This window comes from Burkholderia sp. AU31624, assembly GCF_020420065.1.
Classification (GTDB): Bacteria; Pseudomonadota; Gammaproteobacteria; order Burkholderiales; family Burkholderiaceae; genus Burkholderia.
In genome coordinates, this window is sequence record NZ_JAIZRT010000002.1 from 485,528 (window position 1) to 508,479 (window position 22,952).

General features: G+C 69.7%; 19 protein-coding genes. 10 read left to right on the forward strand and 9 right to left on the reverse strand.

The annotated features are described in order from the left end of the window. Nucleotides 1-8: 8 nt before the first annotated feature. Nucleotides 9-1,220: a hypothetical protein gene (locus LGM89_RS07500; RefSeq protein ID WP_226272740.1), complete on the reverse strand. Its 1,212-nt coding sequence runs from the start codon at nucleotides 1,218-1,220 to the stop codon at nucleotides 9-11. 434 nt (nucleotides 1,221-1,654) lie between these two features. Here LGM89_RS07500 and LGM89_RS07505 point away from each other — a divergent pair, with 434 nt between their 5' ends. The 4 genes from LGM89_RS07505 to LGM89_RS07520 are packed head-to-tail and all read left to right on the forward strand — an operon-like array spanning nucleotide 1,655 to nucleotide 6,766. Continuing rightward, on the forward strand, nucleotides 1,655-2,437 hold the full coding sequence (locus LGM89_RS07505; RefSeq protein ID WP_089497573.1) for a DUF3348 domain-containing protein: 783 nt from the start codon (nucleotides 1,655-1,657) through the stop codon (nucleotides 2,435-2,437). A 10-nt stretch (nucleotides 2,438-2,447) separates the two neighbouring features. Next, complete coding sequence (locus LGM89_RS07510; RefSeq protein WP_226272741.1) at nucleotides 2,448-5,495, forward strand: DUF802 domain-containing protein; 3,048 nt, start codon at nucleotides 2,448-2,450, stop codon at nucleotides 5,493-5,495. Nucleotides 5,496-5,498: 3 nt separating this feature from the next. Further along, nucleotides 5,499-6,143 (forward strand): OmpA family protein, encoded by a 645-nt coding sequence (locus LGM89_RS07515; RefSeq protein ID WP_089497571.1) that lies wholly within the window; start codon nucleotides 5,499-5,501, stop codon nucleotides 6,141-6,143. Further along, entirely contained in the window at nucleotides 6,140-6,766 is a 627-nt protein-coding gene (locus tag LGM89_RS07520; RefSeq protein WP_089497570.1) for a DUF2894 domain-containing protein, read from the forward strand. The genes LGM89_RS07515 and LGM89_RS07520 overlap by 4 nt, the downstream gene beginning before the upstream one ends. Before the next feature lie 32 nt (nucleotides 6,767-6,798). Here LGM89_RS07520 and LGM89_RS07525 read toward each other — a convergent pair whose 3' ends face one another. Then, nucleotides 6,799-7,371, reverse strand: a complete 573-nt coding sequence (locus LGM89_RS07525; RefSeq protein WP_089497569.1) for an NADPH-dependent FMN reductase — start codon at nucleotides 7,369-7,371, stop codon at nucleotides 6,799-6,801. Between the two features lie 58 nt (nucleotides 7,372-7,429). Further along, nucleotides 7,430-8,020, reverse strand: a complete 591-nt coding sequence (locus LGM89_RS07530) for a histone acetyltransferase (RefSeq protein WP_226272742.1) — start codon at nucleotides 8,018-8,020, stop codon at nucleotides 7,430-7,432. Between the two features lie 709 nt (nucleotides 8,021-8,729). Here LGM89_RS07530 and cml point away from each other — a divergent pair. Continuing rightward, nucleotides 8,730-9,962, forward strand: coding sequence for a CmlA/FloR family chloramphenicol efflux MFS transporter (gene cml, locus LGM89_RS07535; protein ID WP_089497567.1), 1,233 nt, complete (start codon nucleotides 8,730-8,732; stop codon nucleotides 9,960-9,962). A gap of 88 nt (nucleotides 9,963-10,050) precedes the next feature. Here the strand turns inward: cml and LGM89_RS07540 are convergent, their stop codons facing one another. Both LGM89_RS07540 and LGM89_RS37295 read right to left on the reverse strand, forming a co-directional pair. Beyond that, nucleotides 10,051-11,334 carry an isoprenylcysteine carboxylmethyltransferase family protein gene (locus LGM89_RS07540; protein WP_089497566.1) on the reverse strand — a complete coding sequence of 428 codons (1,284 nt, stop codon included), beginning with the start codon at nucleotides 11,332-11,334 and terminating at the stop codon, nucleotides 10,051-10,053. A 120-nt stretch (nucleotides 11,335-11,454) separates the two neighbouring features. After that, nucleotides 11,455-13,776: a collagen-like triple helix repeat-containing protein gene (locus tag LGM89_RS37295; RefSeq protein ID WP_319001499.1), complete on the reverse strand. Its 2,322-nt coding sequence runs from the start codon at nucleotides 13,774-13,776 to the stop codon at nucleotides 11,455-11,457. A gap of 358 nt (nucleotides 13,777-14,134) precedes the next feature. Between LGM89_RS37295 and LGM89_RS07555 the strand changes: the two genes are divergently transcribed. Further along, nucleotides 14,135-14,533 carry a carboxymuconolactone decarboxylase family protein gene (locus LGM89_RS07555; protein ID WP_089497564.1) on the forward strand — a complete coding sequence of 133 codons (399 nt, stop codon included), beginning with the start codon at nucleotides 14,135-14,137 and terminating at the stop codon, nucleotides 14,531-14,533. A gap of 57 nt (nucleotides 14,534-14,590) precedes the next feature. On the opposite strand, the gene LGM89_RS07560 is transcribed toward LGM89_RS07555, so the two are convergent. From LGM89_RS07560 to LGM89_RS07570, 3 genes are read right to left on the reverse strand one after another with little or no spacing between them, the layout of a single operon-like run. Continuing rightward, a complete protein-coding gene (locus LGM89_RS07560) occupies nucleotides 14,591-15,574 on the reverse strand; it encodes an alpha/beta fold hydrolase (RefSeq protein ID WP_089497563.1) in 984 nt (327 codons plus the stop codon). Nucleotides 15,575-15,581: 7 nt separating this feature from the next. Next, on the reverse strand, nucleotides 15,582-17,156 hold the full coding sequence (locus tag LGM89_RS07565; protein WP_089497562.1) for a flavin-containing monooxygenase: 1,575 nt from the start codon (nucleotides 17,154-17,156) through the stop codon (nucleotides 15,582-15,584). Continuing rightward, entirely contained in the window at nucleotides 17,153-18,055 is a 903-nt protein-coding gene (locus tag LGM89_RS07570) for an SDR family NAD(P)-dependent oxidoreductase (RefSeq protein ID WP_226272744.1), read from the reverse strand. The genes LGM89_RS07565 and LGM89_RS07570 overlap by 4 nt, the downstream gene beginning before the upstream one ends. A gap of 103 nt (nucleotides 18,056-18,158) precedes the next feature. On the opposite strand from LGM89_RS07570, the gene LGM89_RS07575 reads away from it, so the two are divergent. Both LGM89_RS07575 and LGM89_RS07580 read left to right on the forward strand, forming a co-directional pair. Further along, entirely contained in the window at nucleotides 18,159-18,809 is a 651-nt protein-coding gene (locus LGM89_RS07575; protein WP_226205681.1) for a TetR/AcrR family transcriptional regulator, read from the forward strand. A gap of 94 nt (nucleotides 18,810-18,903) precedes the next feature. Then, a complete protein-coding gene (locus LGM89_RS07580; RefSeq protein ID WP_179254919.1) occupies nucleotides 18,904-19,044 on the forward strand; it encodes a hypothetical protein in 141 nt (46 codons plus the stop codon). A 36-nt stretch (nucleotides 19,045-19,080) separates the two neighbouring features. Here LGM89_RS07580 and LGM89_RS07585 read toward each other — a convergent pair whose 3' ends face one another. Continuing rightward, a complete protein-coding gene (locus LGM89_RS07585; protein ID WP_226205682.1) occupies nucleotides 19,081-20,022 on the reverse strand; it encodes a LysR family transcriptional regulator in 942 nt (313 codons plus the stop codon). Between the two features lie 126 nt (nucleotides 20,023-20,148). Between LGM89_RS07585 and LGM89_RS07590 the strand changes: the two genes are divergently transcribed. Further along, nucleotides 20,149-20,793 carry a glutathione S-transferase family protein gene (locus tag LGM89_RS07590; protein WP_226272745.1) on the forward strand — a complete coding sequence of 215 codons (645 nt, stop codon included), beginning with the start codon at nucleotides 20,149-20,151 and terminating at the stop codon, nucleotides 20,791-20,793. Nucleotides 20,794-20,829: 36 nt separating this feature from the next. After that, on the forward strand, nucleotides 20,830-22,938 hold the full coding sequence (locus tag LGM89_RS07595) for a pyridoxamine 5'-phosphate oxidase family protein (RefSeq protein ID WP_226272746.1): 2,109 nt from the start codon (nucleotides 20,830-20,832) through the stop codon (nucleotides 22,936-22,938). Nucleotides 22,939-22,952: the final 14 nt, after the last annotated feature.

Consider the following 22,952-nt stretch of genomic DNA (forward strand, 5'->3'; position numbering starts at 1 on the left):
CATCGGCATCACGCTTCGCTGAACCGCGCCAGCAGCGCCGCGAACCGCGTGTCGTCCGGAAATGCCTTCACTTCATACCGCACCGGGCGATGCCCGGTGGCCGTCATCAGGTCGCCGCACGTGCGCAGCAGCTCGGCCATCGGCACGTACGCGGACTGCCCCGTCGAGCCGCGATGGAGCGCGACGATATCCGTCTCGGGCAGCAGGGAAGGCACGCCGTCGCTCCATACGCCGACGCTGAACAGGCTGCCGTCCTGGCGTTTGTACACCGAGTAGGTCGCCACGAAGAGGTCGGTGCCGTCGCGCTCATGCACGTCGTTGAGCAGCATCCGCTGATCCTGGTAGTCGCCCGCGAGCTCGCCGATGCGCAGCGCATGCAGCTTCGCTTCGAGCCCTGCCGGCACGAAGCGCCGCCAGGCGGCGCCGTCCCAGCGCAGCATCAGCGGCGGCAGCGGGCGCGGCTGCGCCTGCGCCTGTTCGGCGAGGTCGACCATGGCGGCGAGCCCGGCCGGGTTGCGGTCGCCGGTGAGCAGCAGCACCGCGCGGTTCGGCGCCATCACGACCGGCGCGCCGGCGATCGGCTGCCGGTGGAGCAGGTCGGTCAGCAGCAGCCGCGCCGCGTCGTACGCGTCGTCGAATTGCGACAGGAATACCCCGTTCGGCAGCGCGGCCCATGGCGTCGACGATGCGGCCCGCAGGTTGTCGATCGCGATGTCGCAGGCTTCGTCGAACGAGACGCCCCATCGATCGAGCGTCGCGGTCGGCAGGCGCGCGATGTCGAGCTCGCCGTCGTACGCAATGCCGATCTCGATGTTCTCGCACAGCGGCCGGAACGCCAGCTCCGTGATGCCGGGCTGCCCGGCCAGTTGCAGCGCGGCCACGCAGCGCTCGGTCGCGCTGCGGATCACGGGCCGCAGCTTCGCGCGCGCGACGGCGAAATCCGTCGGGATCTCGTGCTGCATCATCGCGTTCGCCTGGCGCTTCAGCACGGTGTCCCGCTCGGACGGCTTCGCGGCCGCGTAGTCGCGGAACAGGTTGTGCAGGTTGATGATGTTCGACGGCACATCCGACTGGACGAGGCAGCCCTTCTCGTCCTCGTGGCGCCAGGTGCGTGTGTCGCCCGATGCGCGCAGCGTGGCGATCAGGCGTTCCGCGAAAGCCTGCGGGGTCGGCGGTTTGCCGAAACGGTCGCGCAGGCGCGAGACGAGATTGGCAAGCATCGTGTGCGGTCGGGCCGGGCCCGTCTGTTGTCGTCGTGGGGCGGTGGCGCCCGGTCTCGGCGGCGCCGCCCGCGGCCGGATCGCGTGGCTCGGCGGGTGCTTTGATGGTAGTGCAACGCGGCCGGTATCGTCGGACGATATTTGCGGGCGGCGGGCGGCGGGCGGCGGGCGGCGGGCGGCGGGCGGCGGGCGACGGGCGACGGGCGACGGGCGACGGGCGAGGGCGAGGGCAAGGGCAAGGGCAAGGGCAAGGGCAAGGGCAAGGGCAAGGGCGTGTCGGAACCGTCGCCGCCGAAGCCCCAGTCGCCCGCCGAGCCTTGCGCGGCGGGCGTTCGCGTGTGTCGCCCGCCGCGCCCATCGGCGCCGCTTCCCCGATTCTGGCGGCCGACCGCCCGGCGACGTGTAAACTGCTGCCTTTTTTGACGGTTTGCAGCATGGTGCAAGCACCTCCGCGCCCGGCGCTGAGCGGCCCGGCGCTCGTCCGGCTGCTCGCGCGCGTGGCCGATGCCGACGTCGCGGAATCCCGGCAGACGCTGTCCGACCGGCTGAGCCAGTGGCTCGGCTGGACCGACGCGATCACGCTGTCGTCCGCACTGAACGCGAGCCCGCCCGGCGTCGCGGCCGGCGTGCGCGGCTACGACGCGGAGCGCGACTGCGCCCGCGTGCGCCTCGAGCTCGCGCAGGCGATCACGGCCACCAACCGGCCGCGTGCGCGGCGCCGGCCCGGCGATCCGCCGCCGCCGGCCGCCGACACGGCCGATTTCGCGGACTTCCGCCAGCGTTATCTATCCCTGCAGCAGGACATGGAAACGGCGATCGGCCAGTTGCGCGGCCGCCTGCGGGTCGCGGTCGCCGCGCGCTCGTCCGGCATGGCGCGGCTCGCGACGCTCGACGCGATCATGGAGCGCGTGCTCGGCGCGCGCGAGCGCAGCCTGCTGTCGGCCATCCCCGCGCTGCTCGGCACCCGTTTCGGGCGGCTGCGCGACGCGGAGCGGCAGGCGCTGGCCGATGCCGAATCGGCGGCCGCGGCCGCAGCAGCCACGGCAAATCCAGCCGATGACGGCGCGGTGGTGGCCGACGCCACGGCTGTCGCGGCGATCGTGCCCGGCGCATGGCTCGATACGTTTCGCGACGAGATGCAAAGCATCCTGCTTGCCGAACTCGAAGTCCGGTTTCAAACGGTAGACGGGCTGCTCGCGGCCCTTCGCACCAGCTAATCAACACGCTATGTCCAGAATTCGCCTTGATCTCGTTGTCTTCGTCGCCGGTCTGCTCGCTGTGGGCTGGATCGGCGTCGGCTATGTCGCGTCGAACCCGCTGGCGTCGGCCGTCACGCTGCTGATCGCCGCGTGCTACGTCGCCGGCGCATGGGAACTGCTGCGCTACCGGCAGGCCACCGCCACGCTGTCGCGCGCGGTCGCCGGCCTGACCGAGCCGCCCGCGAAACTCGACACGTGGCTCGACACGCTGCACCCGGGCCTGCGCGGCGCCGTGCGCGCGCGGGTCGAAGGCGCGCGCGTCGCGCTGCCGGGCCCGTCGCTCACGCCTTACCTCGTCGGCCTGCTCGTGCTGCTCGGCATGCTTGGCACGCTGCTCGGGATGGTCGTCACGCTGAAGGGCACGGGCGCCGCGCTCGAAAGCGCGACCGATCTCGACGCGATCCGCGCGTCGCTGATCGCGCCGGTGAAGGGCCTCGGGTTCGCATTCGGCACGTCGATCGCCGGCGTCGCGACGTCCGCGATGCTCGGGCTGCTGTCCGCACTGGTGCGCCGCGAGCGGATCGACGCGGCCCAGCAGCTCGACGCGAAGATCGCGACGACGCTGCGCGTGCATTCGTCCGCGCACCAGCGCGACGAATCGTTCCGGCTGCTGCAGCGCCAGGCGGACGTGATGCCGGCGCTGGTCGACCGGCTGCAGACGATGATGACGACGCTCGAGGCGCGCAGCGTCGCGCTGCACGATCGCCAGATCGAAAGCCAGCAGGCGTTTTTCGACCGGACCGAGCGCGCGTATGCGGGCCTCGCGTCGAATGTCGGCGACGCGCTGAAGGAGAGCGCCGCCGAAAGCGCGCGCGTGGCCGGTGCCGCGCTGCAGCCGGTCGTCGCCGCGACGATGACGGGGCTCGCGCAGGAGATGGCCGCGCTGCGCGATACCGTGACGGGCGCCGTGCAGCGTCAGCTCGACGGGCTGACGGACGGCTTCGAGAAGACCACCGGTAACGTGACGGCCGTCTGGAACCGCGCGCTCGACGAACAGCGCCGCGCGGGCGATGCCGTCGCGCAGCAGCTGCAGACGACGCTCGGCCAGTTCACCGACACGTTCTCGCAGCGCTCGACGGACCTGCTCGACGGCGTGGCGACGCGCCTCGAATCGACTGAAAGCCGCCTGTCGGAAGCATGGCGCGATGCGCTGTCGCGCCAGGAGCAGGTCGGCGAGACGCTGGCCGGCCAGCATGCGCGCGCGCTGGGCGAGGCCGCCGCGACGTTCGAACGCCATTCGGGCGCGACGCTTGCCGCGATGCGTGAGTCGCACGCGGGGCTGCAGACGCAACTGGCTGCACGCGACGAGGAGCGTCTCGCCGCGTGGAACGATTCGCTGGCCGCGATGGCCGCGAAGCTCGGCGACGAATGGCAGCGCGCCGGCGCGCACAGCGCGGGCCGCCAGCAGGAAATCTGCGACGCACTGGCGCAAACGACGCGCGATCTCGCGGCACAGGCTTCGACGTTCGAACAACGCTCGAACGAACTGCTGTCGACGATCCGCGATTCGCACACGGGCCTGCAGACGCAACTGGCCGCGCGCGATGAAGAACGCCTGTCCGTATGGAACGATTCGCTGGCCGCAATGGCGACGAAGCTCGGCGACGAATGGCAGCGCGCCGGCGCGCACAGCGCGGGCCGTCAGCAGGAAATCTGCGACGCACTGGCGCAAACGACGCGCGATCTGACCGCACAGGCTTCGACGTTCGAACAACGCTCGAACGCGTTGCTGTCGACGATCCGCGATTCGCATACGGGCCTGCAGACGCAGCTCGCGGCGCGCGACGAAGAACGCCTCGCTGCATGGAACGACTCGCTGGCCGCGATGGCGACGAAGCTCGGCGACGAATGGCAGCGGGCAGGTGTACACAGCGCGGGCCGTCAGCAGGAAATCTGCGACGCACTGGCGCAAACGACGCGCGACCTGACCGCACAGGCTTCGACGTTCGAACAACGCTCGAACGCGTTGCTGTCGACGATCCGCGATTCGCACACGGGCCTGCAGACGCAACTGGCCGCGCGCGACGAAGAACGCCTCGCTGCGTGGAACGACTCGCTGGCTGCGATGGTCGCGAAGCTCGGTGACGAATGGCAGCGCGCAGGCGTGCACAGCGCGGGCCGTCAGCAGGAAATCTGCGACGCACTCGCACAAACGACGCGCGATCTCACGGCACAGGCTTCGACGTTCGAACAACGCTCGAATGAGTTGCTGTCGACGATCCGCGATTCGCACGCCGGCCTGCAGACGCAACTGGCCGCGCGCGACGAACAGCGCCTGGCGGCATGGAACGACTCGCTCGCCGCGATGGCCGCCGCGCTGCGCGACGAATGGGCGCAGACGAGCGCACAGGCCGCGACGCGCCAGCAGGACATCTGCGACACGCTGGCCCGCACCGCGAACGACATCACCGCGCAGGCGCAAGTGCACGCGAGCGACACGATCAACGAGATCGCGCGTCTCGTGCAGGCTGCCTCGGAGGCGCCGAAGGCCGCGGCCGACGTCGTCGCCGAGCTGCGTCAGCGCCTGTCCGACAGCCTGGTGCACGACACCGCGATGCTCGAGGAACGCAGCCGCCTGCTCGCGACACTCGAAACGCTGCTCGGCGCGGTCAACCACGCGTCGACCGAACAGCGCACCGCGATCGACGCGCTCGTCAGCACGTCGGCCGACCTGCTCGACCGCGTCGGCGCGCGCTTCAACGACACCGTCGATGCCGAGACGCGCAAGCTCGACTCGGTGGCCGCGCAAGTCACGGCAGGCGCCGTCGAGGTCGCGAGCCTCGGCGACGCGTTCGGGACGGCCGTGCAGGTATTCGGCGAGTCGAACGACAAGCTGCTGACCCATCTGCAACGCATCGAGGCCGCGCTCGAGAAGTCGCTCGCGCGCAGCGACGAGCAGCTCGAGTACTACGTCGCGCAGGCGCGCGAGGTGATCGACCTGAGCATGATGTCGCAGAAGCAGATCGTCGAAGACCTGCAGCAGCTCGCCGGCCGGCGGGCGAGCGTCGGAGCGTAACGCATGCACGACGAAATCGACGGCGGCGCGTCCGCCGCGCCGGTGTGGCCCGCGTTCGCCGACCTGATGTCGGTGCTGCTCGGCGCGTTCGTGCTGATCCTCGTCGGCGTGATCGGCATGCAGCTTCAGCTCACGTCGAAGCTCGAGGAGGCCGTGCGTGCGCGCCAGCAGGAAGCGCAGCAGCGCAAGTCGCTCGAGCAGGCGCTTGCCGGGCCGCTCGCGGCCGGTCGCGTGACGCTCGTGAACGGCCGCATCGGCATCAGCGGCAACGTGCTGTTCGCATTGAATTCCGACCAGTTGCAGCCCGCGGGCCGTGACCTGCTGAAGACGCTGGCCGCGCCGCTCGGCGCCTACCTGAAGACGCGCGACGAGATCCTGATGATCAGCGGCTTCGCCGACGACCAGCAGGTGCATGCGGGCAACCGCCTGTTCGCGGACAACTGGGAACTGTCGGCCAAGCGCGCGTTGACGGTCACGCGTGCGCTGATCGACGCCGGCGTGCCGGCGTCGTCGGTGTTCGCGGCCGCGTTCGGCTCCGAGCAGCCGGTCAGCTCGAATGCGGACGATGAGGGCCGCGCGAAGAACCGCCGCGTGGAGATCGCGCCGGTGCCGCGCAAGTCGGCATCGAACGGAGGGAAGGCGAAGTGACCGGCGACGCGACGCACGTTCGCGCGACGCTCGACGCATGGCGCGAGCAGGGCGCCGACCGGCTCGATCCGGTGCGCTTTCACCGGATCGACGCGCTCGAACGGCGCGCGGCCGCGCTCGAAGGCGACGCGCGCGCGTTGCTCGATGCGCGGCTGGCGACGTTGCTCGAAGGCTTCGCGGAGATCGTTGCGCGCGCCGATGAAACCGCAACCGCAACAGCAACCGCGAGCGGCGCGGCAGGTACGCCCGTGCGCGGCGCGCTGGCGGAACTCGTCGAGCGGCTCGCGCGCGATGCGCAGGCCGACCGGCGCGGGCTCGATCCCGAGCTGGTCGACTACTTCCGCACGATGTGGTCGAAGGTCCGCACGGAACAGCAGTACCGCCAGTCGCTCGACCAGGTACCGCGCAACGCGGGGCCGCTCAATTCGAACAGTCTCGTGCACCGGTCGCTCGCGACGATGCGCGAGTTGTCGCCGGCCTATCTGCAGCAGTTCCTGTCGTATGTCGACGCGCTCGCGTGGCTCGAGGATCTCGCCGGCGGCGGCGCGCAGCCCGAGAAGGAAGCGCCGCGCGCGAAGGCGACCAAGCCGGCGAAGAAGGTGACGCGCGCGAAGGCGCGGTAACGCCGCGCGCGCTCACGAACGAACGCGGGTTGCTACCGGCCCGGTTCTGCCGCCTGGATGGCCGCGCGCAGTGCGTGCAACGCATCGGCGAGCGCCGACGCGAACGGCGGATGCGCGGCGATCCCCGCCGCGTCGAGCTGGCTCCCGAGGATCGGCAGCGTGATCGACGCGCGCTCGACGATGTTCGCCGACATCACCGACAGCGTCTCCCGCAGCGCCGCGTCCGCATGCGTCGCGCGTGGCGACGCATTCAGCACCGCGACCGGCTTGTAGACGACGGCCTCGCATCCCACGATCCAGTCCAGCGCGTTCTTCATCACGCCCGTGACGCCGTGCGCGTATTCCGGGCTGGCGATCAACAGGCCGTCGGCGGCATTCACACGGTCGATCAGGTCGCGCACCGCGGCGGGCGACGGATATTCGGTATCGGGATTGAACAGCGGGAATTCGCCGAGACGATCGAAGCGCACGATGCGCATGCCGTGCGGCGCGACGCGCGTGGCCGCGTCGAGCAGCGCGGCGTTGTACGACTGCGCGCGCAGGCTGCCGCACAGCGCGACGATGTCGATGTGGCGGTCGGAGTCGGTTCGGGAATCGGTTGTCATCGAGATGCGTGTAGGTTGGCGCGTCGCGTAGCGGCGAGCGTCGCGCCGGTCGCACGGATTATCGCACCGGTGTTCGGGCGGCACCGGCCATCCCCGCCACGCGCGCGAATTCCCCGATCTCCCATCCATGACCGAGCATCAGCCGCCGCGTATGCAGCGCGCCGTGCACGTCGTCGGCGACGGTTTCACCGAGATAACGCAGCGCACGCCCGTCGATATCGACGAAGCCGTGCCGGTATTCCTGCGCGAGCGCCGTCCACAACTGCGCGGCGCCGATCGATTGGCGCGCGCCGCTGATCAGGCACAGGCCCGCGTCGAGCCCCCAGCCATACAACGTCGTCGCGAGCCCCCTGCGTTGCGCGGACCCGCGCAGCCGCGTATGCGGCGCGCGCAGGTAGCGGTCGGCGCGGCGCGGGATTTCGGGCAGGCGGTTGAACACCGTATAGCCGGCAAGCTGGCGCGCGGCCGGATCCTCGACATACAGGAAGTACTCGCCGTCCGCCTCGCGGTGGCGGACGATCAGGCCGGAGTGGCCGAGCGCGACGGCCGGCAGGCCGTGCAGGCGATGGCCGGGCTGGTGGAGACGCGCGTAGAGCGTGTCGAGTTCATCGTCGATGTCGTGCTGGGAATGCTGTACGTCGATACGCATGGCAAAGGTGGCCCGTCCCGGGCGGTCCGAGAAAGTGGTTCATCGCAAAGGGGGGAAGAAGTGGCTGCGGCCCCCGGGCTCGGCGAAGCGAGCCGGGGCCGCGAATCAGCTGGGGATGTGCTGGAAACCGGCGGCGATCGCGGCGAGGCCCGCGATGCAGAGTGCGAACAGGATCAGGACTTTGTGGATCACGTCTCTCTCCTCAAGAATGCGCGGCGCCGGAGGGCGGCATCGCGGAGACGGTGAGCGGCGGGCACGGCCCGCGCGGCCGTCGTGCGGGACGACGGTCGAAGGTCCGGGCGACAAGCGCGCAGGTCGGGCGCCGTATCGCACGCGGACGGGCAGCACCATACGCGACGTGATTCGGGTGGGCAATCGGACAGAAGCTGAAAAGTGACGAAAGGCGGAGAATCGCGTCGTTTCGCGACAATTGGCCGCATGATGGCGTGCCGCCGCCCGAGCGGAAGGCGACGCGGGCCGGCCCGACAGCCTCCGCTGGCCGTGCGCACGCGGCTGGTGCCCGTCTGTCGAACCGACTACACTGCGCGGTCAACGCACACCGCAAGGATTCCTCCATGGGAGCCGGCCCGTCCACGGATCGCTAAGCCGCAACGACCTTCGTCCACCGGTCGTTGCGGCGATCTCCCGTTGTCCCTCGCTGACTAGGCAGATCGCCGCCAGATTCCCTTTTCTGAGCGGATGCCTCGTCATGCCTGAACAATCCACGCCCGCCTGGGCCTATTCGTTGCCATCGGCGCTCTTGCTGATGGCGCCTTTCGATCTTCTCGCGTCGCTGGCGATGGACGTGTACCTGCCGGTGATCCCGGAGATGCCGTCCGCGCTGGGCACGTCACCGGCTATCGTCCAATTGACGCTGAGTGTCTACATGGTCGTCCTCGGCTTGGGCCAGATGCTCTTCGGCCCGTTGTCGGATCGCGTCGGCAGACGGCCGGTGGTGCTCGGTGGTGCGCTGTGTTTTGCGGCGGCTTCGCTGGCACTTGCGATGGCCACCGGCGGCGGTCTGTTCGTCGCACTGCGCGTGCTGCAGGCAGTGGGCGCGTCGGCCGCGCTCGTCGCCACGTTTGCGACCGTGCGCGATGTCTACGCCGATCGCCCGGAAGGTCGCACGATCTACAGCCACTTCGGCGCGATGCTGGCGTTCGTGCCCGCGTTGGGCCCGCTGCTCGGCGCGGCCATCGCAGCCGCCTGCGGATGGCGCGCGATCTTCGCGACGCTCGGCCTGCTGGGTCTGCTGGCGTGCGGCCGTGCGTGGCCACGCTGGCACGAAACACGGCCGCGAACAGCGAACCGGCAGGGGCCGTCCGTCGCATCGATTCTCGGCAGCCGGCCCTTTCAGGTTCACACACTCGCGTTTGCCGCCGCGATGGGGGCGTTCTTCGTCTTCTTCTCTACCGCGCCGCGCGTGCTGGTCGGCGGGGTGGGCTATTCCCGCGTGGCGTTCAGCGTGGCCTTTGCGACTGTCGCGATCGTGATGGTCGTCGTGTCGCGCTTCGCAGGGACGTTCGTGTCGAGATGGGGCGAGGCCGGCTGCGTTGCGCGAGGGGCGCTCACGATGATGACGGGCGCGATCGTGCTGGCCGTCTGCACGGTCCTGACGAAGCCGTCGTTCGCGACGTTCGTGATGCCGATGTGGCTGGTTGCGGTCGGCATCGTGCTGATGTCGTCGGTGTCCGCGAACGGGGCGCTGCGCGATTTCGGCGATGCCGCCGGCAAGGCGGTTGCGCTTTACTACGCGGTGCAGGGCGTGATCGTCACTGGCGTGGGCACGCTCGCGACGCTGCTCTTCGACGGCGCTACCGCGTGGCCGCTCGCGGCCTGCTGCTTCGGCATGGGCCTCGCGAGCTTCGTCGCGATCACGGGGCTGACGCGTGCGACCGGTCGCGCGCATGACGGGCGCGACAGCGGCGTTCCGTTCGACTGAGCATGCCCGCCGCAACGCGCTGTGGTTTCGGGCCCGCGCGGCGCTTCGGTGAAGCGGCGGGGCAACTGGCCCCGCCATTGCCACCGTATCAAGCCGGCGCGCGCTGCCCGAATGCCTGCCTGATCCGTGCGAACAACCCGTGATGCTCGATCCATTCGGCATACGCGCGATAGTCGGGGTCGCGCATCAGGTGGCGCTCTTCCGTCTTCGCCCGCGTGTAGTAGATCAGGTTGACCGCGACGAGCCCCGCGCAGTGCATGAGTCCGACCTGCCAGCCGAGCGGCTCGACGAACGGCACCGACACCATCCAGTACGACAGGTTCTTCGTGATGTACGCCGGATGCTTCGTGAAGCGGTACGGGCCCGACGTGATGATCCCGCGGTTCGTCAGGTTCGAGAACCGCAGCCCGAACGAGATCGTGCACAGCGCGTAGGTCAACAGCAGCAGGATGATCACCGCGCCCCAGATCACGCGCAGCGTCGGGGCCGACATCAGCCAGTTGTCCCAGAACATCGAGCCTTCGTAGCGGATGTAGTTGTTCGAGAACAGCGACCAGAACGGCTGGTAGCACATCAGCGCGGCCACCCAGCCGAGCGTCGTCGGCTCGACGGTGCGCACGTGGCTGTCGAGGATGCGGAACGTGCACAGATAGCCGACCGTGCCGAACATCAGGTCCATCGTGAACGACAGGTCGTACATGAACACGAAGGTTGCGATCGTCATCGGCGCATGCATCGCGTTCGCGAGCGACGCGGTCAGGTGATCGGCGTCCTTCGACAGGTAGACGGTCATCAGCGGCAGGAAGAACGCCTTCACGCCCCAGCCGGCCAGCATCTCGCGCACCGGCTTCCAGCTTGCGGGCTGCTCGCGGCGGAACAGGAAGCGGCCCCACAGCAGGTACGCGTCGTCGGTCTCGCGCTGGTGGCGATCCATCCACGCGAAGTAGAACGGCGCGGCGACGATGACGTACGGCGCGAGCGAGCGCAGCAGCGTCCAGAACGGCAGGTAGAACTTGCCGTGGTATTCGGGCAGCAGCCAGTAGATCACGCCGATGCCGGCATAGATCGACGTCAGCGCGCCGAGCCGCGTCGCGACGCGCGCGATGCCGAGCGGCCGGACGGCCTGCCGCGACAGGCCCGCGCTCGGGCGCAGGTAGACGCGCGAGATGAAGATTTCGTGCAGCGCGATCGTGCCGATGATCGCGAGGCTGGCGATGACCGCGCGCGTGGCTGCGTCGAGGGCCGGCTGGTCGCGCGTGATCCACAGCGCGAAGAGCCCGGCGGCGATGCCGAGCAGGCCGGCGCGCAGCGGCGTGGCGGAACGGGGTGGGCGGTCCTGGACCGCGGCGATGCCGTCAAGCGTGGAATTCATGATCGGATCCTCGTACGGATGAGGGCCGGCGCCCCCGCTTGGCGGGTGACGCCGGCCGTCGGCCGGGCTTTGTATGGATGCGCGCCCGGCCATTGGCCTGTGGTTCTGATAGGTAAAGCGTTACTTCTTGTTGCCGCCGCCCAGCAGACCGCCCAGGAGGTTCGTCACCGGCGACAGCAGGTTGCCGGCGCCGCCCGCGGCACCCCCGCTCGAGCCGCCGGTCAGGCCGCCCACCACGGAGCCGCCACCCGCCGGCGTCGTGACCGAGCCGGCCGCACCGCCGGGGCTGGCCGTGCCGGTGGCGCCGGCGGCGCCTCCGGGCGTCGTCAGCGCACCCGTCACCGTGCCGACCGGGCCGCTCGACAGCAGGCCGCCGAGCGTGCCTGTCACGTTGCCGCCCGGCGTCGTGACCGTGCCGGTGAGGCTGGCGCCGAGCGGCGTCAGCGAGTTGACGAGGTTGGTGACCGGCGCGAGCAGGCCGCCGATACCCGCGCCACCGGTGCCGCTGGTGCCGCCCGTGCCGCTCGTTCCGCCGGTACCGCTCGTGCCGCCCGAACCGAGGCCGCCGAGCGCACCCGTCAGCGAGCCGAGCAGGCCCGTGACCGGTCCGAGCGGGCCGCCGCTGCTCGTGCCGCTGGTGCCGCCCGAACCGCTCGAGCTGCCGCCCCCCAGGCCGCCCGTCAGCGTGCCGAGCAGGCCCGTGATCGGGGCGAGCGGGTTGCTGCCGCCCGTGCCGCTGCTGGAGCTGCCCGCGTTGCTGTCGTGGACGAGGCCGCCGGTGGACGTCACCGTGTTGCCGAGCTGCGCCACGACGCCGCCGAGCGCGCCGCCGACCGGGTTGTCGGTTGCGCCGCCGACCTTCGTGCCGGCGCTGGCGAGGCCGTTGCCGAGTGCGCTCAGCAGGCCGTTGAGCGGCGTGCCGAGCAGCGTGACGCCGCCGAGCGTCTGCGTGGCGCCCGGCGTCGTGACTCCGCCGGTCAGCGTGTTCGTGATCGGGTTGATCACCTTGCCGACCTGCGTCTCGAGCTGCTGGACCGGCGAGCTGTTCAGCGCCGTGTTGAGGCCCGACGCGGTCGAGTTGACGGCGCCGCCGACGGTGTTGACGAGATCGCCGACGAGTGTCGTAACCGGCGACAGCGGCGACAGCGGGCCGGAACCGAGGCTCTTCACCGCGTTGCCGAGGTTGTTGACCGCGCCGCCGGTGCCGGTCAGCAGGCCGGTGGTCGACGTCAACGTCGGTCCGAGCGGGTTGGCCGACACGCCGATCGAGCCGAGGCCGGCCGCGACGCCGTTTCCGAGCGCCTGCACGCCGTTGCCCAGGCTCGTGACCGCGTTGCCGACGCTGGTGGCCGTCGTCGGGTTCGTGCCGGGGATCTGCACGCCGCCGATCTGCGCACCACCGGTTGCGACCGTCGTGCCGAGTGCCGTCACGAGGTTGCCGGATTTCTGGAGGACATTGCCGAGGGGGGTGACGCCGGTGCCGGAGGTGCCCGACGTTCCGGAAGTGCCCGACGTGCCGGAGGTGCCCGACGTGCCGGAGGTGCCGGACGTGCCGGAGGTGCCGGACGTACCGGAAGTGCCCGAAGTACCGGAGGTACCCGACGTACCGGAAGTGCCCGACGTGCCGGAAGTGCCCGACGTGCCGGAGGTGCCCGAAGTGCCCGAAGTGCCCGAAGTGCCCGAAGTACCGGAAGTACCCGACGTACCGGAGGTGCCCGAAGTACCGGAAGTGCCCGACGTGCCGGAGGTGCCCGAAGTACCGGAAGTGCCCGAAGTACCGGAAGTGCCCGAAGTACCGGAAGTACCCGACGTACCGGAAGTGCCCGACGTGCCGGAGGTGCCCGAAGTACCGGAAGTGCCCGACGTACCGGAAGTGCCCGACGTTCCGGAAGTGCCCGACGTGCCGGAAGTGCCCGACGTGCCGGAAGTGCCCGACGTACCGGAAGTGCCCGAAGTACCGGAAGTGCCCGACGTGCCGGAAGTGCCCGACGTGCCCGACGTACCGGAAGTGCCCGACGTGCCGGAAGTGCCCGACGTGCCGGAGGTGCCCGACGTGCCGGAAGTACCCGACGTACCGGAAGTGCCCGACGTGCCGGAGGTGCCCGACGTGCCGGAAGTACCCGACGTACCGGAAGTGCCCGAAGTACCCGAAGTACCCGAAGTACCCGAAGTACCCGAAGTACCCGAAGTACCCGAAGTACCCGAAGTACCCGAAGTACCCGAAGTACCCGAAGTACCTGAACTACCCGAAGTCCCGCCACCCGAAGTACCCGACGTCCCGCCACCCGACGTTCCCGACGTCCCCGAGCTGCCGCCCGTCCCTGACGTGCTCGGCTTGATCGTCGGCGGCGTGGTCGGCCCATCGACCGAGCCGCAACCATAGAGTGCGAGCAGCGACGAGACGGCCATCGTTACCGTCGTCTTCTTGAAGAGTTTGTGCATGTTGGCCTCGACATTGGAAGTGTGTCCAAGCCTCCTCTGCAAATTCCGCGCCACGGCAGTATTCCCGAAATGGTGTCGCGCTTTATTGCAGGATTCGGGAATATACGTGCGATTTAAACGGCGTTCCGGCGGTTTCGCGCGACGGGCACGCAGGGTGCGCCGGCGCGGCGGTTGCGATGTTCCCGCACGCCGCCGTAACGCGTGGCGCGATGTTACGTAGCGTTCGACATCGCGTGACGCGGGCGGCCTCGAACCGAGGGCCGCATCTTTGACGAAACGCGCGGGCCCGATGAACATGGCGCGACATCCCCGGCTGGCGGCGACGCCGCAACACCCAGACTCCACACAGGACACGGACATGAGCGAACAGGACAGGGAATACGGCAAGGCGCGACGCATCGACGTGATGGGCGAGGCGTTCGTCGAGCGTGCGATGCGCGACCTCGACGGTTTTTCGCGGCCGTTGCAGAACTGGCTGAACGAGCACGCGTGGGGCAGCACGTGGCAGCGGGGCGGCATCGACCTGAAGACGCGCAGCCTGTGCACCTGCGCGATGCTGGCGGCGCTTGGCCGCAGTACGGAACTGAAGGGTCACATTCGCGGCGCGCTCAACAACGGCGCGAGCCTCGTCGAGATTCGCGAGGTGTTGCTGCACAGCGCGCTGTACGCGGGCGCGCCGGCTGCGGTCGAGGCGTTCCGCAGCGCGCGGGAGGTGATATCGGATCTCGGGCTGCCGGTGCCCGACGACGAAACCTGATGCCGCGCCGGCGCCGACGGCACGGCACGGAATCAGGCGCTGTTACGCGGTCCCGGCTTACGCGATGCGTGCCGACGGCGCGGCCACCTCGGCCGGCGCGGCGGCGACTTCGAGCAGCCAGTCGGCGGTGGCGTCCGGAATCGTGACCGGCAGCATGTGCCCGCCGTCGACGACCTTCAACCGCACGCGCGCCGATTTCTTCGCGAGCGCTTCGCCGTGCTCGCGCCAGTTCAGGATCGGATCGGCGCGGCCGTACAGCACGTCGACCGGCAGCGCGAGGTCCGGGTAGCGGCGTTCCATCGCGGGCAGGTCGACCGGCGCCGACAGCAGGTCGGTCGCCGTTGCGTAAAACACGTGCGGGCGCATCCCGAGCAACCCGCCGCCCTTGACCGGGAAGTCGCGCGGCACGTCTTCCGGCGCGAACACCTGGCGCACGGCCTTGCGGCCGGTCAGGATCGTCAGCGGAATCGCGAAGGTCCACGACACGAAGCGGCGCACCAGCGGCGACGGCAGCATCAGCGGCTTGAACGGCGCCGGCGGCTCGCTCTGCTCGTGCGACAGCGGCGCGATCAGTGCGAGCCGGCTCACGCGGTCCGCATGATTGAGCCCGACCGCGAGCGCGATCGCGCCGCCGAGCGAGTGGCCGACCAGCACCGGCTTGTCGAGCTTCAGCGCGTCGATGAACGCGGCGACCGTGCGGGCCTGCGCGAACACGTTCGCCTGCGAACCCGCGCCGCGGAGCGAGCGGCCGGCGCCCGGCCGGTCGATCAGGATCACGCGATGCTGCTGCGCGAGCCGCGCGAGCGGCAGGTACGCGAAATTGCGCAGTTGCCCCGCGAGTCCGTGGACGAACACGATCGGCGGGCCGTTGCCGTATTCGACGTAGTGGATGCGGTCGCCGCCGATGTCGACGAAGCGGCCTTCGGGCGGAAACGCGCGCGTCACGCGGCGGGCCACGTAACCGGTAAACAGCGCGAGCGCGGCGAGCACCGCGACGACGCCGAGCAGCACGTTCTGGATCAGATGGAGCGTAGGGGTCATGTCGGCCTCAGCGGGTTTCGAGTGCGGGTTCGGCAACCGGCGCCGTGACGGCCGGGCCGGCTTTTGCGCGGCGTTCGAACTGCATCGCCGAATCGGCGAGTCCGCTGAACTTCAGCGATGCGAGATCGAGCACGTAGTTCTGGTGGAATTTCCATGGCTTGCTGTGCCCCTGCTTCGGCAGGATGCCGGCCGCGCGCTGGATGTAGCCCGAGCTCAGGTTGACGGCCGGCACGTTGCCGAGGTCGCCGGTGCCGAGCCGCGGCACGCACGTGTCGTAGCCGTTCGCGCGCATGTGGTTGAGCAGCCGGCACACGTAGCGCGCGATCAGCTCGGCCTTCAGCGTCCACGACGCATTCGTGTAGCCGAACGACGACGCGAGGTTCGGCACGTCGCTGTACATCATGCCCTTGTACGACACGGTATCCGGCAGGTTGACCGCGCGGCCGTCGACGGTGACGCGCGCGCCGCCGAGCATCTTCACCTTCAGCCCGGTCGCGGTGACGATCACGTCCGCGTCGAGCTGCTGGCCGCTCTTCAGCTTGAGGCCTGTCGGCGTGAAGCGCTCGATCTCGTCGGTGACGATCGACGCGCGGCCCGCGCGGATCGCCTTGAACAGGTCGCCGTTCGGCACGAGGCACACGCGCTGGTCCCACGGCATGTAGCGCGGCGTCAGGTGCTTCGCGACGTCGAAGCCGGGGCCGACCTGCTTGCTGGCCGCGCGGATGATGAACTGCTTGGTCCGGTCGGGCTTGCGGCGCGACACGTTGTACAGGTACATCGTCAGCAGCACGTTCTTCACGCGCACGAGCCGGTGCGCGAGCCGCGACGGCAGCACGCGACGCAGCGCGTTCGCGATCTTGTCGCGCGCGGGCAGCGACACGATGTAGGTCGGCGAGCGCTGCAGCATCGTCACGTGCCGCGCATCGGCCGCCATCGACGGCACGAGCGTGACGGCGGTCGCGCCGCTGCCGATCACGACCACGCGCCGGTTCGCGTACGACAGGTCCTTCGGCCAGTGCTGCGGATGCACGAGCTTGCCTTCGAACGTGTCCATCCCGGCCCAGTCGGGCAGGTAGCCGGCGTCGTAGTCGTAATAGCCGCTGCACATGAACAGGAAGCGGCAGGTGTAGACGAGCGTGACGGTCGCACCGTCCTGCGTGCGCTCGATGCGCACCGTCCAGCGTGCACGGTTCGAGTCCCAGTCGGCTGCGACCACCTTCTGGCCGTAGCGGATCGTCTTGTCGATGCCGTATGCGCGCGCGGTGTCGCGGATGTAGTCGAGGATCGTCTGGCCGTCCGAGATCGCCTTGTCGCTGTGCCAGGGCCGAAAGCTGTAGCCGAGCGTGAACATGTCGGAATCCGAACGGACGCCCGGATAGCGGAACAGGTCCCAGGTGCCGCCGATCGCGTCGCGTGCCTCGACGATCGCCACGCTGGCATACGGGCAGCGCTGTTTCAGGTGATACGCGGCGCCGATGCCGGACAGGCCGGCGCCGACGATCAGCACGTCGAGGTCGTTGCTTTCCTGGCGGGCGTCGGGGGCGGGCGGCGCGTCGCGCTGGTCGGTCGTCGTCGAGGTCATGCTGGGTCCTTGGTCGGCGTGGTCGGGCGCGCGGCCGGGGCGTGCGCGCGTTCAAGGTTGCGGGCGCGGGCGCGGCGCACATGGCGCAGCATCAGCCACTGGTAACCGGCGCCGAGCAGGCGCGCGATCCGGTCGAGCCGGCGTGCGTCGGCGCCGACCAGCACGCGGCGCGCATTTCGCTCGACCCCCGCGAGGATCTGCCGCGCGGCGTCGTCGGCCGTCGTCGCGTTGATCAGGCGGTTGGCCTGGCGGCGATGGGTCGCTTCGTCCTGGCCCGTGAGCGCATGGATGCTGGTATCGACGCGGCCCGCGTCGACGATGTTCGTCGCGACGCCGCCCGGATGCACGCAGGTCGCGCTCACCGGCGCGCCGTCGAGCTCGAGCTCCATCCGCAGCGCCTCGGTGAAGCCGCGCACCGCGAACTTGGTCGCGTTGTACGCGCTTTGGGTGGGCATCGCGACGAGGCCGAACAGGCTCGACGTGTTGACGATGTGCCCGTCGCCCGACGCGCGCAGATGCGGCAGGAACGCCTGCGTGCCGTGCACGACACCCCAGAAGTTGATGCCGACGATCCATTCGAGATCGGCGATGCGCGCGGTCTCGGCGCTGGCGGCCAGCGACACGCCCGCGTTGTTGAAGACCAGGTTGACCTTGCCGTGCTCGGCGCGCACGAAATCGGCCCACGCGAACACCGCATCGCGGTCGGCGACGTCGAGCCGCCGCGTGCTCACGCGCACGCCGTGCTGCGCGCAGGCGGCCGCCGTGCCGGCGAGCCCGACGTCGTTGACGTCGGCGAGTGCGACCTCGCAGCCGCGCCGCGCGAGCTCGACCGCGAGGCTGCGGCCCATGCCCGAACCGGCGCCCGTGATCGCAGCGACCTTGCCGGAAAACCCCTTCATCCGTCGTTCCTCCCGTTCCGCTTGCGCTGTACCGGCGGCGCATCTATTGTGGTGTTGTTCGTCACCACTTTAGTTTTCGGGTGTCCTGATGTCAAATAGCGGAATGGAGAAAGCACTCGAAACGGAAAAAACGGAAAAAAGGGGCCGGTCGTATGGCGGCGTGGCGCCCGAGGTGCGGGCCGCGGAGCGGCGCGAAGCACTGATCCGCGCGGCGACGCGCGTGTTCGGCACGGTCGGGTTCCGCAAGGCGACCGTGCGGTCGATCTGCCAGGAAGCGAAGCTGAACGATCGCTATTTTTATGCGGCGTTCGACAGCACCGACGATTTGCTGCGCTGCACCTACCTGCATCACGCGCAGCAGCTGCACGAAGCGGTCGGGCGGGCGGTGGCCGAGCGCGGCGGCGATCTGCGCGAGAGCGTCGATGCGGGCCTCGCCGCGTTCTTCGCGTTCCTGCGCGACCCGTGCGCGGCGCGCGTGCTGCTGCTCGAGGTGATGGGCGTGAGCGCGGACACCGACATGACCTACCAGCGCATGCTGATCGACTTCGGCAAGCTGATCATGGCGATCGGCGCGCCGCGCGAAGCGGCAACACCGGCGGAGCGCACCGAGCAGCGGCTGATCGGGCTCGCGCTCGTCGGCGCGATGACGAACGTCGGCGCGGCGTGGCTGCTCACCGACTATCGCGATCCGGAGGCGCAGATGGTCGCGAGTTGCAGGAAGGTGCTGCTGGGGACGTTGCGGGAGGTGGGGTAACGGTAATGCGTGATTTGACGGTTCGCCATCAATCACGCGTTGATATGGGCGGCCAACCAGAGCTTGGCCGGTTGCAAACAACGAGAGGTATGTCGTGGATATCGAATCGTCGGGAGCGTCTCAAGCAACGCTGGTGTTGCTGACGCTGTTGTCTCTAGGTGAGCGCGAAATCGCACAGGGCCATTTTCGTCCTGTCGAGTCCGTGTTTGCGGATATCGAGTGCTGCGACGAATGAGTCCCGAACGTAACGTCTTCCGGTTCGACTAACACGCTAACGCGTGCGGGGTCGCTTCGCGGCGATGACCCCCGCTGTCTCCCCGATCCTCGCCTTCATCGCGTCGACAAACGCCCGAACTTTCGGCGAAGGCAGCCGCGTCGACGGATACACCGCGTGAATCCCGGCCGGCGCCGAGCGCCACGCAGGCAGCAGCCGCACGAGCCGGCCCGCCGCGACGTCGTCGGCGGTCGAGAAATCCGTCAGTAGCCCGAAGCCGCCGCCCGCGAGCACGATCGCGCGGCACGCGGTGGCGGTGTTCGACACGACCGGCGCGACGCAGCGCACGGAAGCGGTGTTGCCGTTCGCGTCTTCCAGTTTGACCGTATGCGCGTGCGGCAGCGACGACAGCATCACGAACGGCAGCGCGGCGAGCGCATCCGGATCGTGTGGCCGCCCGTGGCGCGCGACGAACGCGGGACTCGCGACCAGCCATTTCTCGTACGTGCCGAGCTGCACCGCCCGATAGTTCGAATCGGCGAGGCGGCCGATGCGGATCGCGACGTCGAGGTTGTCCGCGACGAGATCGACCACGCGGTCGTTCGCGACGAGTTCGACGTCGAGCCCCGGATGCCGGTCGCGCAACGCGACCACGGCAGGCGCGACGACCAGCGCGCCATAGTCGATCGGCACGCTCACGCGCAGCGTGCCGCGCAGCGGCCCCGCATCGGACGACACCGCGTCGAGCGCGCTTTCGGCGGCGCGCACGATGTCGCGGCACGCGTCGTAGAACGCCCGCCCCGCGTCGGTCACGCTTAGCCGCCGGGTGGTGCGCACCAGCAGGTTCGCGCCCACCTCGGATTCGAGGCGCTGCATGTGCGTGCTGACGACCGTCTTCGCCAGGCCGAGCCGCTCGGCCGCGGCTGTCAGCGAGCCGGCGTCGACCACCGCGACGAAAATCGCCAGCCGGTTCAGGTTCACGTCGCGCAGGTCGGCCATCGTCGATTGTCCTATGAAAGAGGATGATGTTTCCGCGATTATCCGTCTTCTGGCGACGAACGGCGAGCGCTACGCTGCGGTTGTGCGTCGCCGATCCCCGGCGGCGCGAGAGTCCGGAGCGTTTCCATGTCTGCCGCCAACAAGCCTGCTTCCCCGATCCGTGTGTATTCGTTCCTGCTGTCCGGGCACGCTCATCGCGTCCGGTTGTTCCTGTCGCTGCTCGGCCTGCCGTCCGAGACCGTCGATGTCGATCTGGCCGCCGGCGCGCAGCGCGAACCGGCGTTTCTCGCGCTCAATCCGCTAGGACAGGTGCCCGTGATCGACGACGGCGGCACGGTGATCGCCGATTCGAACGCGATCCTCGTCTACCTCGCGAAGCGCTACGGCGACGCGCACTGGCTGCCCGACGATCCGGCCGGCGCGGCGGTCGTGCAGCGCTGGCTGTCGTATGCGGCGGGGCCGATTGCATCGGGGCCGGCCGCCGCGCGGCTCGTGACCGTGTTCGGCGCGCAGCTCGACCAGGAGGCCGCCAAGCGCACGGCCGCCAAAGTGCTCGACGTGATCGACGGCGAGCTGGCCGGCAAGCCGTTTGCCGCCGGCGCGCAGCCGACGATCGCCGATATCGCCGCGTATTCGTACATCGCGCACGCGCCGGAGGGCGGCGTGTCGCTTGAACCGTATCCGCACGTGCGTGCGTGGCTGGCGCGCATCGAGGCGCTGCCGGGCTTCGTCGCGATGCCGACGACGCGCGTGGGCCTGCTCGCCGCGTAACGCTCATCGAAGCCGGGCCTGCTCAGGGAGAACGCAATGAACATCCCGACCACCGTCGTACCAGGCTGGGAACTCGACACCACGCCGTTTCACGCGGGCGAGCTCGCCGTGCAGCAGCGCGCGGGCGTGACGGAGGCCGCGGGTTCGGCCGGCCGGCGCGGGATCCGGCGCTTCATGCCGGACCAGCACCGGACGTTTTTCGCGCAACTGCCGTTCTTCGTGCTCGGCGGCGTCGACGCGCACGGCCAGCCGTGGGCGACGCTGCGGGCCGGCGCGCCGGGGTTCGTGACGTCGCCCGATGCGCGCACGCTGCGCATCGCGGCGCGCGCGCTGCCGGGCGATCCGCTGGCCGGCGCGTGGCAACCGGGCGCGCCGCTCGGCGGGCTCGGGATCGAATTCGAGACGCGACGGCGCAATCGCGTCAACGGCGTCGTGCGCGCGGTCGACGGCGATGCGCTGACGATCGCGGTCGAGCAGAGCTTCGGCAACTGTGCGAAGTACATCCAGGGGCGCAAGCCGACGTTCGTCGCACGGGAAGCCGATGCCTCCGCGCGGCCCGACGTGTCGGACGCGTTGAACGATGTCGATCGCGCGCTGCTCGCGCAGGCCGATACGTTCTTCGTCGCGAGCGCGAACACGTCGGCGGACGCGGGCGCCGCGCGCGGCGCGGACGTGTCGCATCGCGGCGGGATGCCGGGTTTCGTGCGCGTCGACGATGCGCGCACGCTGACGACGCCGGATTTCAGCGGCAACCGCTTCTTCAATACGCTCGGGAACCTGCAGCACGATCCGCGCGCGGGGCTGCTGTTCGTCGATTTCGACCACGGCGACCTGCTGTATGTGGCCGCACGCGCCGAGATCGTGTGGGACGGGCCGCTCGTCGCGTCGTTCGACGGCGCGCAGCGGGTCGTGCGGTTCCATGTGCGGGAAGTGCGGCGCATGCGCGCGGTGCTGCCGTTTCGGTGGTCGGCGGTCGAGCGTGCGCCGCAGTTCGCGGCGATGACGGCGGGTGTGGGCTCAAACGCAAACGCAAACGCAGGGGCAGGGGCAGGGGCAGGCGTGGTGGTATCGTCCGCATCCGCATCCGCATCCGCATTGCCGACCCCATCGACGTCGGCACCCGCATGGCGCCCACTGCGAATCGCAAAGATCGTCGACGAAGCGCGCGCGATCCGCTCGTTCCATTTCGAACCGGTGGACGGCGGCCCGTTGCCTCCCTATGAAGCCGGGCAGCACCTGACGCTGCGCATCCCGCTGCCGGGCAGCGATGCGCCGGCGATCCGCAGCTACACGCTCTCCGATGCACCGGGCGGCGCGCACTATCGAATCACCGTGAAGCGCGAAGGGCGCGTGTCGGCGTGGCTGCACGATCACGCGCACGCAGGCATCACGCTCGACGCGCAGATGCCGCGCGGCCGCTTCTCGTTCGATCTCGCGAGCCCGCGCCCGGCCGTGCTCGTGTCGGCCGGTATCGGCATCACGCCGATGGTCGCGATGCTGCGCCGTGCGCTGGCCGTTGATCAAGCGACGCGCCGCGTGGTGTTCGTGCACGGCGCGCGTGAAGCGGCTGATCGACCGTTCGCCGAGGAACTGGCGCGCGTCGCCGCCGCCGACGCGCGCTTGTCGCTTCACTGGTTCGACAGTCATCCTCACGAAGGCTCGGCAGCGCATGCCGGCCGCATCGATATCGCGCAGCTGAAGCGGATCCTTTCGTTCGACGATTACGATTTCTATCTCTGCGGGCCGTCGGCATTCATGCGCGACTTGTACGACGGATTGCGCGCACTGAACGTGCCGGACGAACGCATCCGTTTCGAGGCATTCGGGCCGTCGAGCGTGGCACGCAGCGCGACCCGCACGACTGCGACGCCGGCAGCGGCGAGCGTGCCGGTCGTCTTCCGGCGCACCGGCCGCGAAGCCGCGTGGACGCCCGCCGACGGCACCTTGCTCGAATTCGCGGAAGGGCAGCGCGTGGACGTGCCGTCCGAATGCCGTTCCGGGTCGTGCGGCACGTGCGCGACGCGCGTGCTGTCCGGCGCGGTCGACTACGAGCAGGCGCCCGACGCCACGGTTGAACCCGGTTGCGCGCTGCTGTGCGTCGCGCGGCCCGCGCAAGGGTCGGAACCGCTCGTGCTCGACCGCTGACGCACTCTGCGACA